The sequence below is a fragment of the Citrobacter braakii genome, from assembly GCF_002075345.1.
Classification (GTDB): Bacteria; Pseudomonadota; Gammaproteobacteria; order Enterobacterales; family Enterobacteriaceae; genus Citrobacter; species Citrobacter braakii.
Genome location: NZ_NAEW01000078.1, coordinates 1 through 996 on the forward strand (window position 1 = coordinate 1; position 996 = coordinate 996).

At 62.9% G+C, this 996-nt stretch carries 1 protein-coding gene; it reads left to right on the top strand.

Annotated features, from left to right (window positions below; translation table 11 throughout):
* On the top strand, nt 1-996 hold a 996-nt coding region (locus BZK42_RS27880), incomplete at both ends, for a TIGR03752 family integrating conjugative element protein (RefSeq protein WP_143329784.1).

Below are 996 nucleotides of genomic sequence, written 5' to 3' on the forward strand. Positions count from 1 at the left end.
TGTTGATCCCGGCAGTCGTTCTGGCCGCGGCGGCCGTTGGCATGCGCGCCTGTACGTCCGGTACCCCGGAGAAGACAACGACACAGCAGGTTCCCCTGCCGCAGCTGACCCCTGAGCAGTTGCGGGAACTGGGAATAGAAGGCGACACGCCGCAGGATACCCTGAATACCCTGGTGGGCAAGCTCGGGGAGGTTCAGCGCCAGCAGGGCGACATTATGAAGGAGAACCGGGAGCTGAAGGAGGAGAACAGGAAGCTGCAGGCCGGCAACGGCCAGGTGGATCAGCGTATTGCTGACGCGGTCTCTGATGCAGAAGACCGGACACAGAAGGCTCTGGCGCAGCAGAAAACCACGCTGACGGACCAGTTTAACGCCATGCTGAACGGGCTGGCGCCGGGCGGTACATCCTCATCCACTGCGCAGACGGGCGGCAGCGATATTCCCGTGGGGCTGGGGCTGGATACCGGTTTCTCCGGTGGCGGAGACTCAGACGGTTTTCGCTGGGTTGACCCGCAGGATGCGGTACCGGCAGAGCAGCAGGGCGGGCAGGGACAGGCTCCCCGTTTTGCCTCTTCATTCCTGGAAGATAACCCGATAACCCGGGAGAAAAATGCGCTGGAGCGGAACGCGAACCACCGTCAGGGGCTGGACAACGGCCAGGATGAGGGACCGGTCGACCCGGTGTACACCCTGCCGGAGAATTCAACCCTGGTGGGCAGTACGGCGATGACGGCGCTGCTGGGACGGGTGCCGGTCAACAATAAGGTCACCGACCCCTATCCGTTTAAGGTGATGATTGGCCGGGACAACCTGACGGCCAACGGGATTGAGCTTCCGGAGGTGGAAGGCGCCATTGTGTCGGGGACGGCAAGCGGTGACTGGACGCTGTCGTGCGTTCGCGGCAGCGTCACGTCCATCACGTTTGTGTTTACCGACGGTACGGTCAGAACCCTGCCGGCCCCGTCAGACCGGACAGACAACAGCGGCAGTGAAAACG